Origin of the sequence: Neobacillus drentensis NBRC 102427, from assembly GCF_001591445.1 — a bacterium.
GTDB classification, from domain to species: Bacteria; Bacillota; Bacilli; order Bacillales; family Cytobacillaceae; genus Neobacillus; species Neobacillus drentensis.
The window spans coordinates 1-14,992 of sequence record NZ_BCUX01000036.1; the positions used below are offsets into that span (position 1 = coordinate 1).

A 14,992-nucleotide genomic window follows, 5' to 3' on the forward strand; every position below is an offset into this window, starting at 1 on the left:
AACATTTAGATTTAACACAGCCTAAAAAACAGCACCCATTCAAGTGAATGGGTGCTGTTTTTTAGGCAACTTCTTTTTCAGATTGTTCCACCAAAACATTTTGTGGAATCTTCCATAGCTTAATCCATTTAATAATGGAAGTAACCATGATGACGATACCAAGGATCAGCATGACAATGGAAAGGATACCATTTAAGACGTTATAACCAGGGTTAGCTGCATTTAAGTAAACGTTTTTCACCATCCAATATCCTGCTACCATGACCGTTGCAAACAAGTAAGCAAGCGGGACTAAGCAGGTCAGCATGTACCAACGTTTTTCCGCGATCTTGAGCACGACTGTCGCACCAATGATGAGACCGATAGACGCCATCAATTGGTTGGATACACCGAATAGCGCCCAGACGGAGCTAATATCACCCGAGAACAGCAGATATCCCCAAACGAAGCAGGCCAACGCACTAGCAAAAATATTGGCTCCGAGTGAATCTGTCCGTTTTAACGGTTTAATGAAGTCACCTAGGAAATCTTGAATAAGGTAACGAGCAACCCGCGTTCCTGAGTCAATCGCCGTTAAGATAAACACTGCCTCAAATAGAATGACAAATTGATAGAAAAAGGAAGCTAATTTTGCAAAAAATGGAACTGCAGCGAAGATGTACGTCATCCCAACCGCAAGTGTAACGGCTCCACCGGTTCTTCCTTCAAGGTCCATTCCAACTTCTTTACTAAGTTCATCTAGATGTACCGTTTCCATTCCTAGCGTGGCAAATTTCTCCGGTGTTGAATTGATCGCAAAATAATCGCCTGGTTGTAACGATACAGCGGCAATTAATGCCATAATTGCTACTAAACATTCAACAAGCATTGCGCCAAAGGCAACACCTTTCACATCGCTCCAACGATTAATCATCTTCGGTGTTGTACCAGAGCCTACGAAGGCGTGAAAGCCGGAAATGGCTCCACAAGCAATTGTAATCGAAATAAATGGCCAAACTGGACCCGCTACAACAGGACCCCCGCCATTAAGGAATTCGGTAAATGCCGGGAATTGAACTTCTGGATTTACAATGAATACCCCGATAATTAACGCAGCAAATACACCAATTTTCATAAACGTACTTAAATAATCGCGTGGTGCCAGCAATAACCAAACGGGTAATGCCGCTGCAAAAAAAGCATAGATTGGAAGAATAAGTGCTAATGTGCTTTTTTCAAGGGTTAACATATCGCCAAACCATGTCCCTTGAATATTTGGTCCTAAGATGATCGCCACCATGATTAATGCGAAGCCAACGATCGTTGCAAGTTTTAAGTTTCCGGTCTTTTTATGATATAACCCAACGCCCATTGCAATCGGAATCGTGATTCCAACCGCAAATGTTCCCCATGGGTTTCTTTCAAGTGCGCCAAGAACAACCATGGACAAGCCTGCCATAGTAATGGTGATAATGAATAACATCGCTAAGCCTGTACAAAATCCTGCCACAGGTCCAAGTTCTTCCTTTGCCACTTCTGATAAAGATTTTCCATCTCTACGCATCGATGCAAACAGAACGACCATATCGTGAACTGCTCCACCAATCACGGCACCAATCAAGAGCCAAATCAATCCTGGTAAATAACCAAATTGTGCTGCTAGAATCGGACCCACTAACGGACCTGCTGCTGCAATCGCTGCAAAATGGTGACCAAATACTACCCATTTGTTCGTTGGGACATAGTCTCGTCCATCCTCAAATTTCTGAGCAGGAGTCGGTTTTGAATCATTAAGCTTTAAAACCTTTGCTGCCATGAAAGTACCATATAATCGATAAACTATTAAAAGGATACATATTGAAGCAATAACAATTGTAATCGCATTCATTTTTATCTATTCCCCCTCCACTTTTGTTTCTACGTCATCTATTTTACAAAATGAAAGCGCATTTACTTCATTTTCAGGATAGAATGCACAAATCGAAGGGTGAAATGCACAAATGAATAAATGAAATGCAAAATATTCAAAAACCTAGCAACTGTTTTAATTCCTTTACATAGGTCCGACTAACCGGAACTTTCGAGCCATCCACCATTTGTAAATTATAGGTAGAATTAAACCATGGTTCTATTTCAATAATATGATCTAAGTTAACGATAAAACTACGATGAACACGTAAAAATTTTGCCTTATTTAACTTTTTCTCTAAAACAACGAGGGCATCAGCCACTTTGTATGCTTGATTGTTTGTTATGATGTTGCACTTACCTTCACTTGCTTCAAAATAAAGGATGTCTGCCACAGTTAGTAAAATAATCCGTTCATCCGCAAGGACTGCTATTTTCCCATTACTGTTGTGTTTTATAGAGGACGCGATCGGGATATTTTTATTTCCAATATTTTTCATTTTCTTGATTTTTTCCAAGGTTTTTAGAATTCGTTCTTCATCAAAGGGTTTTAAAATATAATCGACGGCATCTAATTCAAATGCCTCTAAAGCATACTCATCATAGGCAGTAGCGAAGACAATAGCAGGCGTCTCCTCCAGCGTTTCTAATTGCCTTGCTAAGCTCAAGCCATTATCTTCAGCTAATTCAATATCCAAGAAAACAAGGTCTGGTTTTAGCTCTGTAATATCAGCGACGGCATCCTCGATACAATCACCTTCGCCTAGGATTTCCACTTGCCCACTGCCAATAAGCAGGTATTTTAATTCATCTCTCGCTAATGGTTCATCATCCAATATATAGGCCTTCAACATCTTGATCAAAAACTCCTTTACTATCAAGCGGAATGGTAATGGTAATGATCGCACCATGATCCACTTTACTTTTTAAAGTGAAGCTGGCTTGACCATTGTAAATTCCTTTTAGACGTTCACTTATATTAAATATCGCTGTGCCATTTCCTTTTTTAGAATGGACCACTTGCTTACCGAGCAATTCGATCTGGTCATCGGATATTCCTTTTCCATTATCGGCTACAATAATTTGCAAATGATTATTTTCCGAAAAAATGGTTATCGTAATTTGCCCTTGAGATTTACTACGAGGAAAACCATAGTGAATAGCATTTTCAACTAAAGGCTGCAAGATAAACGGAGGAATCAGTACCTTTTCGAGCTCTGGCTCTATTTGAAAATCTATATTGTATTTGTTAGGAAAACGTGTCTGTTCTAATGATAGATAGGCCCTAACATTTGTTAATTCTTTTTCAAGAGGGATGAGCATCTGCCTGGCTCCTTGAAGGTTTCCACGAAAAAACGAGCTGAGCTCCAATAATAATTTACGGGCTTTATCTGCATCTGTCCGGCAAAGGGCTGAGATGGTATTCATACTATTAAATAAAAAGTGCGGATGAATCTGCGCTTGCAAGGCTTTAATTTCGGCATCCTTTAATAGCTTCGTCTGTCTTTCTGCCTCAGCAAGCTCCAGCTGTGTCGAAAATAGATTGGCCAGCCCTTCCGCCAATTCCTGCTGCACCTTATCCAGTTTATCTGGCTCCGAATAGTACATTTTTAAGGTACCTAAAATTTTGTTTTTTACCTTTAACGGTAGAACAATCGCAGCTTCTAATGGACATTGACTATGAATACAGGAGATTTCCTCCTTCGATCTTGCAATGGCAATCTTACCGTCTAAAAGCGCTTTTATCGTCAACCCGGTCTCAGGTTTTGACATGGGAATGTGGTGATCAGAAGCCACACCGACATGGGCCAAAACTTGTTGGTCACTTGTGATGGCAACTGCATCTGCATCCGTCAGTCTTAACATAATTTCCGAAATTTCCTTGCATGAATGGATGTTTAGGCCTTGACGAAAGAATGGTAAGGTTTGATCCGCAATAAGAAAGGCTTGATTGGTTTGATTAGCACGGGCACGTTCTTCGTCACGTTTAATAATTTGAATAATGAGCATAAACAGCGAGGTTCCTAAACCATTGCCGAAAATCATCGGCAAGCTAATAAGTTGAACGAGTTCCCATGCATCGTTAAATGGTTTTGCGGCAACAAGAATGATTAACATCTGAACCGTTTCTAAAGCCATTCCGATAATGACCGCAAATCCGGGCGAAATTTGTTTCCCCTTTTGTTTTCGTTTTTCCCCAAAGTATCCAGCCACGATCCCAGCTAGAATGGTAGAAAGGGCACATGAAAGGGCAGTGAAGCCTCCAAGGGTATAACGGTGGATTCCTGCAATGAGCCCAGCACCAATCCCAACAGCTGGTCCCCCTAGTAAACCTCCAATGACAATCCCCATGACTCTTGTATTTGCCAGTGCACTCTCCTGGTCCATTCCAGAAAGCCACTCAGGCCTTCCAATTGTATGATGATAGACTTCAATTCCCGTATAATTACTAATAATGCCAAAGGTCCCAAAAAGTAAAATCAGCATAACTTTCTCATTTGGACTGTGCTTGTTTTGAATAACTTGGCGAAAAGATCGCATCTGCGAAAGCAAAAAAGCAACAATGACGATAATTCCAACCTTCTCAAGCATCAATGGAGCTAAATTGAACATCTTCCCCCTCCTTTACTTAAGTACTCAAACGCTCTCATTCTATACCTCATTATAAGAAATGACAGTCCACTTCGAAAGAGTATTATAGAATAATAATATTCCAGGTATATGAATTCTATTTTATTGAAGCCGAACTTAGTAAATCACCCGATCTTTGTTTTCGAATGACCATATCATATCTTATTGAAACGAAAAGGAAATAGTAAATTTTAGTTAGAGATAACGAATGAATAAATTCTAATAAGCATAATGATAAAAAAAGCAGATTGGAGTTGATCGCTTGACCAATTTCATTCCAGAAAAACTATCTATTGAATACATGGATAGTGTTACTGCTACGGAACCTATTATTCCAAGAAGTTACACACTAACTCATTCTGATTTAACTGGTGAACTATTTTTAACCATTGGAAAACAATTTGCTTGGGATAAAATCAATCCTTTGAGGGATGAGGTATTAGGTGAATGGAAAACAAACGGAAATTCCTTCTATTACTGTGTTTATCTATATATAGATCAAGGACAACTTAACCAATCTGTATCAGCAAAACGCACTGAAATTTTTAGGCGTGAATTACCGCTGGCATTATCAGCTGTTCGATACGGCGATCGTTTTTTATTCGACGCATACCCAAATCTAGATCATGCTTCTATAATAGTTAATTTCATGTCCGCCTACCCTCAATTTGCTCGACAAGAGAGTTGGGGGAATTTCCGCAGTTTTTCCATTTAGTAAGTATGGATCCCCCTCTGATATCCAAATCAAAGGGGTGTTTGTTCAATCTGCTAATCTAATGAAAGGGATTGTATGTAATCGTTCATTTTTATTCTCAAAGTTTAAAACCTATACCCTTAATATACTATTTAAATGTTTAGCAAATACTAAATACATCTTGTTTTCTGATGGAGTGATTTGTGTGTCACATAAAAAAGGTAGTTCGAGACATTTTTTCTTGTTAGTGGTTGTTATTTTTAGTGAAGACATTATCCTCGGTTTAGTGTCAGTGTATTGTGTCCTTAGAGAGATTAAAGTCTCAGTTACTAATCTTTCTTGTATTTCCTTTGAAAAAAGCGTTCCCATATTAAAACTGTTGCACCAATAAAGATAGCCCCTAAAGCAATATGGGCAAAAAATAATAGAGTTAGTAAAGACTTATCTTTGGGGGTAATATTTATATTTATATGGTTAATAAAATAATTTGTGGAAAATTTACTTACAGTTAGTATTACAAAAGCCACCATTCCTCCAAAAATGCCACCTATTAAACCCTTGTATTTTAGTTTCAATCGAAATAGCCCCCATATTTATTAATTGAAATTGATTCGTACTTTACTAAATTTTATCACGTTAACTTTCTATATAATGTAAAATTTATCGAACTAATCTGCCCTGTTAGCCTAAGTACACTATTTAACAAACTACTCCAAAATAAAACAGGAAACTTCACAGGGACGGTTCGGGACCAGTGATACGTCCCTTTTATGCGAAAAAGATACTAATCAGCTACAATCTGTAGATGGTTGGTATCTTTTTTCTCTCTATAACCGAGGTTTTTTATTTTTAACGATTGATTTTTTCTACCCCTTCAGAAAGTGTAAAACGTTGGCAGAAATTCAGACAAAACATCGATATCTGTCTTCTTTGAAGAGATTATGTATTTTAAATATGCTAGATGAATTCCGAATCTTTTGTTAAATTAGAGCTATCCATTACAAACGAGGGGGAATAAAGTGAAAATAGTATTAATCGTAACTGGTATTATTTTGGCTGTTTTAATAGGCGTACAATACGGAGGATTTGAATTCATCAACAATGGAGCTCAATCTGTAAAAAAAACAGAGAAAGTAGAAGCGCAAGCTGTTCAAGATACCGCCAATAAAAAGAAAAAGGTTGTAGACAAGCAACAGACAGCCAAAATTGGCGGAGTTCAATATGATATTGGAATTGATGACAGTAGTTCACAAGAAGCAGTTATTGAAGTGATGCACAAGATGACACATCAAAAAGTGAAAGCGAAAGAAAAATGGGGAGCCATTCCTATGATTCCCGACACGATTAATCAAGTGTATAATATTGTGGAGAACAGTAGGTTCGATCAAAAAGATGATTTGCTAGCCATTTTAGACAAATGGAAAAAGGGCATCTTTTCTGAAGTAGATGAGGACCATAACTATTTCTGGACTTACCAAGGCGGGACGATCGGTAAATCTTATGGAATTATGAGCAAATCAGACGAAGAAACCTTCATCAAGAATAACTTTGATGAAGCTCTTGTAAGTGAAGTAAACTCCCAGCAATAATGGGAGCTTTCTTTTTCCTAATCTACATATCCATTCCTATTTTCCCGAACTCCAGCGCCTGTTCCGCTCTGGGGTTTTTTAAATACTGGTGGACCTTTAAAATGATTACCTATTTTTAATACAAAACATCATTCTTTTAAATACATTCATTTCTAAAAGATTGTCGTATCGGTATTTAGATTCGCTCATTGAATCATGAGATTCGCTCATTAAAGTCCAGAATTCGCCCATAAAACACTTAAATTCGCTCATTGATGTCTGAAGGTTCAAATATAATTACTTTTATGCCTATGGATATGATAAAATATAAATAATAAAATATTGATTTTTTTGGAGGAGTCTGTCACCAAGGGATAACTATGCCCTTTGTTGACAGGCTCTTTTTGTTTTTTCCATTTAAACAGATAATAAAAATCCCTGGATACATAAATAATTTTTTATAAGTTTCTTTCAACTCTGACATATTCTCTAGGCTGAAATGCCCTAATTTTCTGTAGAAGCTCTGCTTCTAGCTCATTAGTAATCTGAAGTATTTCTAATGTTTCTACATCAAGTACTGGTATATAAAAATCTCTTTTTTCTTTTTGATTTAATAGACAACCACTGGAGAATAGTAAGACGAAGATAGAAATGGTTACATAAATCTTCACTTTCATTAACACAACACCATCCTATAAATAATTTGTGTAATCAACAAATTTTTATACAGGATGGTTCAACAAAAAGGGGGTTTTAGTTGATCTTTTCCATGTTTCTACATTATTTAATAAGGTCAGGGAAAACCTTAATTTATAAATAGTTAATTACTTTACCATCTGTTTTCAATTACACGGATCACATGTTATTTAAGGGGGGCTTGTTTTGTCTTTGCTTCATCTAGCTATCATTTCACCATTCTTACTAGCCATCTTGGTACCAATTTTGTATAAGCTTCTCAGGAAAGTACATGCAGGTTGGTTTGTTCTTCCATTGCCAATGCTTTTATTTATTTATTTTTTATCTTATATTCCTCGTACCTCTATTCAACAGACTGTGATCAAATCCTTCGCTTGGATTCCTACCCTAGGTATTGACTTCACTTTTAAAGTCGATGGATTAGGGCTGTTATTTGCTCTTTTAATTACAGGTATTGGTTCTTTAGTTGTTTTCTATTCCATCTATTATTTATCGAAGGATAAAGAACAATTAAACACCTTTTATGTATACTTGTTACTTTTTATGGGGGCCATGCTTGGTGTTGTTCTTTCTGATAATTTGATTGTCCTGTATACATTTTGGGAACTAACTAGTTTTTCCTCTTTCCTACTAATTGGATATTGGTATGACAGAGAAAAGTCCCGATACGGGGCTCAAAAATCGATGCTTATTACGGTTTTCGGCGGGCTTTCGATGCTTGGAGGGATCATTCTCCTCTATTTAATGACTGGTACTTTCAGTATATCTGAGATCATTCAACAATCGAATGAAATTTTGACAAATCCATTCTTTATCCCAGCTATGCTGTGCATCTTACTCGGGGCATTTACAAAATCGGCTCAATTTCCATTTCATATTTGGTTACCTGATGCAATGGAAGCTCCAACTCCAGTCAGTGCTTACCTTCACTCAGCGACAATGGTTAAAGCCGGGATCTACTTAGTTGCTAGAATGAGTCCAATATTTGCTGAAAATGGCCTATGGGTATGGCTAGTAGCCGGTTTCGGGATTGTGACGTTATTTTGGGGAGCATTCTCAGCTGTTAAACAAACAGACTTGAAAGGTATCCTTGCCTATTCTACGGTTAGTCAGCTCGGAATGATTATGTCTCTACTTGGTATCGGTGGAGCGGCATTCCATTTTGATTCTAGTAATAATAGTTATTTTACTGTTGCTACAGTAGCTGCAGTATTCCATCTAATCAATCACGCAACTTTTAAAGGCAGCCTTTTCATGGTAGCTGGGATTGTCGATCACGAAACTGGAACTCGAGATATTCGCAAGCTTGGTGGGTTAATGTACTTTATGCCTATTACCTTTACCATTGCCATTATTGGAACCTTTTCAATGGCTGGTCTTCCACCATTTAACGGTTTTTTAAGTAAAGAAATGTTTTTCACCGCCATGGTGCGTGTACTTGAAATCGGTATTTTCAATCTGGAAACATGGGGAGTTCTGTTCCCTATCATTGCTTGGGTAGCAAGTATATTCACTTTTGTCTATAGCATGCTCCTCGTCTTTAAAACATTCACAGGAAAGTTTCAGTCAGAGAAATTAGCGAAAAAACCACATGAGGCCCCAATAGGAATGTTAATTCCACCTACTATTTTGGCTTCTCTCGTCATTATTATCGGTTTTTTTCCCAACCTCCTATCAAATACGATTATTGCACCAGCTGTGGCGGCTATCATGCCTAATTTTAAAGTTGATGTACATATATCATTCTGGCATGGTTTTACAACTGAATTATTTATGACACTGGGAGTCATTGTGATAGGAATTTTGCTTTATAAAGCTTTGCCAAAATGGAGAAGGGTGTACAGGCTTTTTCCAGAGAAGTTCTCGTTAAACCGTCTGTATAATAGTATTTTAGATGTTTCGCAAAGAGCTTCTCGTACGATGACCAACAGATACTTGACAGGCTTTTCAAGGACCTATCTCCTCTATTTATTTGCATTTTTTATCATCATTTTAGCAACTACTTTATTTGTAAAAGATGCCTTTACCGTTAAAACAAATAATTTATCAAGCATTCATCTGTCTGAGGCTATCCTTGCTCTGGTTATATCGATTGGTGCGATTAGTATTATTTTTGCCAAATCAAGATTAACCTCGATCATCTTATTAGGTGCTGTAGGATACACGGTTTCAATATTCTTTGTTTTATTCAGGGCGCCCGATTTAGCCTTAACACAGCTGGTTATTGAAACAATCTCTGTTGCCTTATTCCTACTTTGCTTCTATCACTTGCCAAAGTTTAAAAAGAGAGAAGAGCGAATGAGATTTAGAATCGCAAATGCGGTTATTTCCGTTGGAGTTGGAGCGATTGTAACAATGATTGCAATGTCAGCACATAGTAATAAGCTATTTGATTCTATCGCCCAATACTATGTTGATAACACCTATGAAAAAGCAGCTGGAAAAAACATGGTGAATGTCATCCTTGTTGATTTCCGTGGTTTTGATACGATGTTTGAAATCACTGTTCTTGCCATCGCAGCACTTGGAATCTTCGGAATGATCAAGTTACGTCTGGAAGGAGGAAAGAAAAATGAAAACCAATGACCTTATTTTACAAACAACAACGAAGGTTGTGGTGTTTATCATTCTTCTTTTCGCAGTTTATATCTTCTTTGCGGGTCATTATACACCAGGCGGAGGATTCGTAGGCGGATTATTGACATCTGGAGCGATTGTTTTACTGTTATTAGCCTTTGACCTAAAAACATTGCAAAACTTTTTACCATTCAATTATATCTATATGATTGCTATCGGCCTGCTTTTTTCCATCGGAACAGGAGCAGGATCGCTACTTTTTAATGTTCCGTTTCTTACACATGTTTTTACTCATATCGATTTACCGATTCTTGGTGACTTATCACTTCACACAGCTACATTATTTGATCTTGGCGTTTTCTTAGTCGTTGTGGGTGTAACGATGACCATTATTCAAACAATTGGAGGAGATGAATAATGGAAATATTAATGGCCTTGGTCATAGGAATTTTATTTATGTGTGCAACTTATTTAATGCTTTCAAAGAGCTTACTCCGCATTATTGTTGGAACGGGATTATTAAGTCATGGTGCACATTTACTCATTCTAACAATGGGCAGTTTAAAAAGGGGAGCTGTTCCGCTCCTCGGAGAAAATGCAAGCTCTTATACGGATCCAATTCCTCAAGCATTAATATTAACGGCTATTGTTATTAGTTTTGGTGTTACAGCCTTTTTCCTTGTTTTAGCCTATCGTGCTTATCAGGAACTTGGTACAGATAATATGGATAAAATGAGAGGAAATAAAGGAAATGATTAATTTTTTACTATTACCGATACTAATCCCGTTAATGACCGGAGTCCTTCTCATCTTCTTTCCAAAACAGATTAAATGGCAAAGATGGATGGCAGGGATCCTATCATTTATAACGATTATTGTTTCTACCATGCTGGTACAAAAGGTTAAAACGAATGGTATTCAAACACTTAACGTTTCCAGCTGGGATGCTCCTTTTGGAATCACACTTGTATCTGATATGCTATCTGCCTTGCTTGTATTAACAACAAGCATTGTTGCATTTGCCTGTCTCCTTTTTTCATTCCGAAGCATTGGAGAAGAACGAGAAAAATTTTACTATTATCCTTGCTTTAGCTTCTTAATAGTTGGAGTAAATGGTGCGTTTACAACAGGGGATATTTTCAACCTCTTTGTCTTTTTTGAAGTCATGTTGATGGCTTCCTACGCACTAATGGTGCTTGGAGGAACAAAAATACAACTGCGGGAAACGATCAAATATCTTCTTGTGAATGTCATTTCATCCGCTTTATTTGTGATAACAGTCGCTTACCTTTACTCAGTGGTTGGAACGCTTAATATGGCGCATATATCTGAGCGAATTAGTGAAGTGGGACAGCCAGGAATTATTACAGTCATCGCGATTCTATTTCTCATTGTCTTTGGAGTAAAAGGTGCGATTTTCCCTTTATTCTTCTGGCTGCCAGGTTCTTATTATGCACCGCCTGTTCCTGTAATGGCTCTTTTCGGTGCATTACTGACAAAGGTAGGGGTCTACTCCATCATGAGAACGTACACTTTATTCTTTTATCATGATACTGGCTATACCCACCAGATTCTCGCCATTTTAGCTATTTTGAGCATTATATTCGGTGTAATTGGTGCAATCGCCTATTCGGATATCAAAAAAATTGTTATCTACAACATCATTATTGCGGTGGGAGCGATTCTTTTCGGTGTTTCTACGATGACACCCGATGCTCTTACAGGATCGGTGTTTTATTTAATTCATGATATGCTTATTAAAGCAGCGTTATTTCTATTGGTAGGTGTGATGATAGCCATAACTGGAACAAGTAACTTAAAGGATATTAGCGGCCTGATAAAACGCTATCCAGGATTGGCCTGGACCTTTTTCGTAAGCGCACTGGCGCTTGCGGGGATTCCCCCTCTAAGTGGATTTGTCGGTAAGCTTTTAATTATTAAGGGTGGATTTGAAGCAGAGCAATATGGGGGAGCCGCCATTGTATTAATGTCTAGTCTTTTGATCCTATTTTCAATCATGAAAATCTTTATCAATGGATTTTGGGGAGCACCTCGTGCTTATGAAGGAGAAGAGAAGGTTCCAGTAAGAACGTTAATGATTGCACCAGTGGCTCTTGTGATCATTTCTGTCTTATATGGAGTAGGGTCTGAACTGGTTTTTCCTTATATCTCACAGGCTACTGAAACATTGGTAAATCCAGAAATATACATTGAAGCAGTCTTAAAGGAGAGATGAGAATGGCATTTCAACTATTATTAAACGTGTTCCTAGGTTTTATGTGGATGTTACTAACGGTAACATTTGAACCTGTTGCCTTTCTGAAAGGATACCTTTTCGGCCTTCTCATTATCTTTGCTTTCCGGAGATTTTTCCATTCACGGTTTTATCTTTTAAATGTGATGGCCGTGTTTAATCTTATTTATATTTTTATAAGAGAACTGATTCGATCAAATATCGCCGTTGTAAAAACTGTATTAAAACCAAAGCTTGATCTGAACCCAGGTATATTTGCCTATCCTACTACTCTGGAAAAGGATTGGGAAATAACAACTCTTGCCAATCTAATTACCTTAACACCTGGAACATTAGTCATTGACTTATCACCAGATAACAAAATCCTGTATGTTCATGCAATGGATATTAATACGAAAAAGGAATCGATTGATTCAATAAAAAATACGTTTGAAAAAGCAATCATGGAGGTGGGACGATAATGTTTCATTCAGCGATCTTGATTGCGATTTTATGTATCGCACTCGCCATGCTAGGGTTTATTTACAGAGCAATTAAAGGTCCAACCATTCCTGATCGAGTGATTGCACTTGATGCACTTGGGATTAATTTAGTGGCCCTGACTGCACTCATATCCATTGTACTTGATACAAATGCTTTTCTTGAGGTTATTTTACTAATTGGCATTCTCGCCTTCATTGGAACGGTCGCCTTTTCTAAATTCCTAGAGAAGGGAGAAGTGATTGAAAATGATCGAGATCGTTAAACTGATTGTTATTTTGTTCATTATGATTGGAGCATTTCTAAACCTTGTTGCTGCTTTGGGAGTCATCAGGCTTCCAGATGTTTATACGAGGAACCATGCAGCATCTAAAGCATCAGCGCTTGGGATCATGTCGATTTTGCTCGGAACGTTTCTATATTTTTATTTTATCAATCATCATTTTAATTCAAGAATATTACTAGGAATTGTTTTCTTTTTCTTGACTACGCCTGTTGCAGGCCATCTTATTGGCAGGGCCTCCTACAATTCAGGAGTCAAACTTTGGGACAAAAGCGTGCAAGATGACTTAAAAAACAGTAAGAACCATACTGGAATTCGTGAATAACTACCTATATTGGTAATAAAACAAACTAAGACAACACATTGAATCATGAGATTCGCTCATTAAAGTCCAGAATTCGCCCATTAAAACCCAATATTCGCCCATAAAACACTTAAATTCGCTCATTGATGTCCGAATGACTTTTTGATTTGGACACGATGACCATTGAAATCATTAGACCTGTCTGAATGGTGCGTTAGCTTCCCTCTGTCATGCCCTTGTTGTCGATGGGCTTTTTTTCTTTTTCCTTTTAGTGCTGCGAGTTACTCCTGTGTCAATAGTACTCAGATATCTCACGACTGATTCCCTTGCTGGGGAATCATACTCTTCTATCTCGGACATAAATCCCAACAAGTTGTAAAGTTTAGGTGTTCCCAAGTCCTTATTACATCTAATTCTCGTTCAGAAAGCAAACAAATCCAAGACTCCATGAATTCTTCCTTCTGTTCCCCTGTACTCGTTTTAGGGAATTGAAGATTTAATAAAATGACGCTTCTGTCCGAAATGTTAATTTCAAACTCCATCTTTTGTGTAAAAACTAGAAGATGAAAGAATAAGGGAGAAGTTGTCTGAAATTCGGGGTTAATCCGGGGAGGGTTCGCCTTGATTCACTCAACTCATTAAATATAATACTGATATTCATATTGATAATTACCCAGTAATACCCTATTATGGAAATTAGATTTCAATTTTAGGAGTGTGACAAATTTGAAAAAGTTAATTACTATTATACTATCTTTGGGATTGGTTATCGGTTTATCTTTCAGTTTTACTGATTCTGCAGAAGCAAAAGTTAAGATTAAAACTTACAAAAACTGTACTGCTTTGAATAAGGACTTTAAAGGCGGAGTGGCTCGTACATCAAAGGTTAAAAACAAAGGTGGAAAAACAAAGTACAAGCCTTATGTTTCAAAAGCACTTTACGATGCTAATAAGAGCCGTGACCGTGATAAAGATCTTATTGCCTGTGAGCGATAATAGGGAGTGAAGGAGGACAAATGATTAGTCCTCCTTTTCTCTTCTTAAGTCATCTATATGTAGTAATAAGATCGGGTGGTTTTCCTGTATTTAATGCTCCCCTAGTAATGGAACATCTACTACAAATTTACTAATAAGACTATTTTAATCTCCAGCATTACCAGTTGATCATTGATGAAATGACAAACTTCGACCATTTTCTTCATGTTTCCCTTTCAATCAAACGTTTGATTAGAATGGCTGCACTCCTTGATAAATATGAATCAGTCTTCCCTGAGGCATAAATAAATTGTTGAAAAATGATAGGAAAATAGAAGATAGAACCCATCCAAACCACTTTTTTCACGAATCGACAGCCGTTCGACCAAATGCCATAAAGGCTATACTATTCAACCGTTTGATTGAAACAGCTGTAGATTCTGCTATGTATGAACTTTCCTTGTAGTTCAAGTATGAAAATTGTCGAGTTGCGCTACAAAATTCCGCAGGAAATAACCCATCCTTTTACAATATCAGATGGGTTTCTTTCGAAATTACATAATTCTATCATTCACTTACATTTTCGCCACTAACTAAACGTTTGATTAAAAGTTGCCTCAGCACGGTCCATTCCAAGATTTAT

15 protein-coding genes are annotated in these 14,992 nt (G+C 37.5%); 10 read left to right on the forward strand and 5 right to left on the reverse strand.

Annotated features, from left to right (window positions below; genetic code table 11):
- Positions 1-61 precede the first annotated feature (61 nt).
- The 3 genes from BDR01S_RS16970 to BDR01S_RS16980 form a co-directional block, all read right to left on the reverse strand.
- Positions 62-1,867: a carbon starvation CstA family protein gene (locus BDR01S_RS16970; RefSeq protein WP_066248244.1), complete on the reverse strand. Its 1,806-nt coding sequence runs from the start codon at positions 1,865-1,867 to the stop codon at positions 62-64.
- A 136-nt stretch (positions 1,868-2,003) separates the two neighbouring features.
- Positions 2,004-2,741, reverse strand: a complete 738-nt coding sequence (locus BDR01S_RS16975) for a LytR/AlgR family response regulator transcription factor (protein WP_066248249.1) — start codon at positions 2,739-2,741, stop codon at positions 2,004-2,006.
- Entirely contained in the window at positions 2,716-4,500 is a 1,785-nt protein-coding gene (locus BDR01S_RS16980; protein WP_066248252.1) for a sensor histidine kinase, read from the reverse strand. Before BDR01S_RS16980 ends, BDR01S_RS16975 begins: the two co-directional genes overlap by 26 nt.
- A gap of 280 nt (positions 4,501-4,780) precedes the next feature.
- On the opposite strand from BDR01S_RS16980, the gene BDR01S_RS16985 reads away from it, so the two are divergent.
- The gene (locus BDR01S_RS16985) at positions 4,781-5,233 is read left to right on the forward strand and encodes a staygreen family protein (protein WP_082797470.1); all 453 of its coding nucleotides are present in this window, start codon (positions 4,781-4,783) and stop codon (positions 5,231-5,233) included.
- A 308-nt stretch (positions 5,234-5,541) separates the two neighbouring features.
- Here BDR01S_RS16985 and BDR01S_RS16990 read toward each other — a convergent pair whose 3' ends face one another.
- A complete protein-coding gene (locus BDR01S_RS16990) occupies positions 5,542-5,787 on the reverse strand; it encodes a hypothetical protein (RefSeq protein WP_066248255.1) in 246 nt (81 codons plus the stop codon).
- A gap of 444 nt (positions 5,788-6,231) precedes the next feature.
- On the opposite strand from BDR01S_RS16990, the gene BDR01S_RS16995 reads away from it, so the two are divergent.
- Entirely contained in the window at positions 6,232-6,801 is a 570-nt protein-coding gene (locus tag BDR01S_RS16995) for a DUF6241 domain-containing protein (protein WP_066248258.1), read from the forward strand.
- Between the two features lie 437 nt (positions 6,802-7,238).
- Here BDR01S_RS16995 and BDR01S_RS17000 read toward each other — a convergent pair whose 3' ends face one another.
- Positions 7,239-7,457, reverse strand: coding sequence for a hypothetical protein (locus tag BDR01S_RS17000; RefSeq protein WP_066248261.1), 219 nt, complete (start codon positions 7,455-7,457; stop codon positions 7,239-7,241).
- A 205-nt stretch (positions 7,458-7,662) separates the two neighbouring features.
- On the opposite strand from BDR01S_RS17000, the gene BDR01S_RS17005 reads away from it, so the two are divergent.
- From BDR01S_RS17005 to BDR01S_RS17040, 8 genes are all read left to right on the forward strand, one after another.
- The gene (locus BDR01S_RS17005) at positions 7,663-10,062 is read left to right on the forward strand and encodes a Na+/H+ antiporter subunit A (protein ID WP_066248264.1); all 2,400 of its coding nucleotides are present in this window, start codon (positions 7,663-7,665) and stop codon (positions 10,060-10,062) included.
- Entirely contained in the window at positions 10,049-10,471 is a 423-nt protein-coding gene (locus BDR01S_RS17010) for a Na(+)/H(+) antiporter subunit B (RefSeq protein WP_066248267.1), read from the forward strand. Before BDR01S_RS17005 ends, BDR01S_RS17010 begins: the two co-directional genes overlap by 14 nt.
- On the forward strand, positions 10,471-10,812 hold the full coding sequence (locus BDR01S_RS17015; protein ID WP_066248270.1) for a Na(+)/H(+) antiporter subunit C: 342 nt from the start codon (positions 10,471-10,473) through the stop codon (positions 10,810-10,812). The genes BDR01S_RS17010 and BDR01S_RS17015 overlap by 1 nt, the downstream gene beginning before the upstream one ends.
- Positions 10,805-12,289, forward strand: coding sequence for a Na+/H+ antiporter subunit D (locus BDR01S_RS17020; protein WP_066248274.1), 1,485 nt, complete (start codon positions 10,805-10,807; stop codon positions 12,287-12,289). Before BDR01S_RS17015 ends, BDR01S_RS17020 begins: the two co-directional genes overlap by 8 nt.
- A gap of 2 nt (positions 12,290-12,291) precedes the next feature.
- Entirely contained in the window at positions 12,292-12,768 is a 477-nt protein-coding gene (locus BDR01S_RS17025) for a Na+/H+ antiporter subunit E (RefSeq protein ID WP_066248275.1), read from the forward strand.
- A 47-nt stretch (positions 12,769-12,815) separates the two neighbouring features.
- Positions 12,816-13,052 carry a Na(+)/H(+) antiporter subunit F1 gene (locus BDR01S_RS17030; RefSeq protein ID WP_418303034.1) on the forward strand — a complete coding sequence of 79 codons (237 nt, stop codon included), beginning with the start codon at positions 12,816-12,818 and terminating at the stop codon, positions 13,050-13,052.
- A complete protein-coding gene (gene mnhG, locus BDR01S_RS17035; protein ID WP_066248280.1) occupies positions 13,036-13,395 on the forward strand; it encodes a monovalent cation/H(+) antiporter subunit G in 360 nt (119 codons plus the stop codon). Before BDR01S_RS17030 ends, mnhG begins: the two co-directional genes overlap by 17 nt.
- A 705-nt stretch (positions 13,396-14,100) precedes the next feature.
- Positions 14,101-14,370, forward strand: a complete 270-nt coding sequence (locus BDR01S_RS17040; RefSeq protein ID WP_066248283.1) for an excalibur calcium-binding domain-containing protein — start codon at positions 14,101-14,103, stop codon at positions 14,368-14,370.
- Positions 14,371-14,992: the final 622 nt, after the last annotated feature.

Excerpts from the sequence above, each read along its gene's own strand:
- BDR01S_RS16970 (WP_066248244.1), bottom strand. The coding sequence starts at position 1,867 with ATGAATGCGATTACAATTGTTATTGCTTCAATATGTATCCTTTTAATA.
- BDR01S_RS16975 (WP_066248249.1), bottom strand. The coding sequence starts at position 2,741 with ATGTTGAAGGCCTATATATTGGATGATGAACCATTAGCGAGAGATGAA.
- BDR01S_RS16980 (WP_066248252.1), bottom strand. The coding sequence starts at position 4,500 with ATGTTCAATTTAGCTCCATTGATGCTTGAGAAGGTTGGAATTATCGTC.
- BDR01S_RS17000 (WP_066248261.1), bottom strand. The coding sequence starts at position 7,457 with ATGAAAGTGAAGATTTATGTAACCATTTCTATCTTCGTCTTACTATTC.
- BDR01S_RS17010 (WP_066248267.1), top strand. The coding sequence starts at position 10,049 with ATGAAAACCAATGACCTTATTTTACAAACAACAACGAAGGTTGTGGTG.
- BDR01S_RS17015 (WP_066248270.1), top strand. The coding sequence starts at position 10,471 with ATGGAAATATTAATGGCCTTGGTCATAGGAATTTTATTTATGTGTGCA.
- BDR01S_RS17020 (WP_066248274.1), top strand. The coding sequence starts at position 10,805 with ATGATTAATTTTTTACTATTACCGATACTAATCCCGTTAATGACCGGA.
- BDR01S_RS17025 (WP_066248275.1), top strand. The coding sequence starts at position 12,292 with ATGGCATTTCAACTATTATTAAACGTGTTCCTAGGTTTTATGTGGATG.
- BDR01S_RS17030 (WP_418303034.1), top strand. The coding sequence starts at position 12,816 with ATGCTAGGGTTTATTTACAGAGCAATTAAAGGTCCAACCATTCCTGAT.
- mnhG (WP_066248280.1), top strand. The coding sequence starts at position 13,036 with ATGATCGAGATCGTTAAACTGATTGTTATTTTGTTCATTATGATTGGA.